This window comes from Komagataeibacter oboediens (genome assembly GCF_003207815.1).
GTDB lineage: Bacteria > Pseudomonadota > Alphaproteobacteria > Acetobacterales > Acetobacteraceae > Komagataeibacter > Komagataeibacter oboediens.
Map to the genome: position 1 here is coordinate 1 of NZ_NKTX01000214.1, position 970 is coordinate 970.

Sequence of the window (970 nt, forward strand, 5' to 3'; positions counted from 1 at the left end):
GCACTACGATCATGATCCCGCTTCCTTCCACGCTGAGGATATGGCTGGCGGCCGGTGTAACCGATATGCGCCTGGGGATGCCCGGGCTGGCGTTGAAGGTCCAGGAAGCACTGGGTCGTGACCCTTTCGCGGGTGACGTCTATGCCTTCAGGGGCCGACGCGGCGACCTGGTGAAACTGATCTGGCACGATGGGATCGGCCTTTCCTTATATGCGAAGCGGATCGAGCGCGGGCATTTCCTGTGGCCTTCGGCAAAGGACGGAGCGATCCATCTCTCCCCGTCACAATTGACTTGTCTGCTGGAGGGTGTGGACTGGCGCAATCCGCAGAAAACATGGAGACCTGAACTGGCGGGATAATAAAAACCGCGCCAGGTCAGCATATACTGGTACCCTTTTGAGCGCCCATGTGATCAACTGCCTTCATGACGGGAGACACGGACGACATCATCGCCTTGCGCGCGGCACTTGCCGCTGCCGAGGCGCGTGCCGAGGTCGCGGAAGCCCGTGCGGCCAGCGCCGAAGCGCAGGTTGCCCATCTCAAACATCTTATCGCGCGGATGCGCCAGGACCGTTTCGGCGCCTCGTCGGAACGGGGGCGCCGCCTGCTGGCCCAGCTCGAACTCGAATTGGAAGAGCTGGAGACGACACTCGCCGAGGACGCACCCGAAAATGCGGCGGATCCCGCCGTCCGTGCGACAGCACCCAGGAGCAACCGGGGGCGCCAGCCCCTGCGTGCCGATCTGCCGCGCGAGCGGGTCGTCATCCCCGCACCGACACAGTGTCCGTGCTGTGGCAGCGATCGTCTGAGCAAACTGGGGGAGAGCGTCACCGAGACGCTGGAGGTGATCCCGCGCCAGTTCAAGGTCATACAGACGGTGCGGGAGAAGTTCACCTGCCGGGACTGCGAGAGCATCACCCAGCCACCCGCCCCCTTCCATCCGATCGCGCGCGGACGCGCCGGCCCATGG

At 64.2% G+C, this 970-nt stretch carries 2 protein-coding genes; both read left to right on the forward strand.

Annotated elements, in window-relative coordinates; all coding sequences use genetic code 11:
- Positions 1–359, forward strand: a 359-nt coding sequence (gene tnpB, locus CFR80_RS18400) for an IS66 family insertion sequence element accessory protein TnpB (RefSeq protein ID WP_373636560.1), incomplete at its 5' end; no start/stop codon positions are given.
- Between the two features lie 65 nt (positions 360–424).
- Positions 425–970: IS66 family transposase zinc-finger binding domain-containing protein (locus CFR80_RS18405; protein WP_181418283.1), on the forward strand; the 546-nt coding region annotated here is incomplete at its 3' end.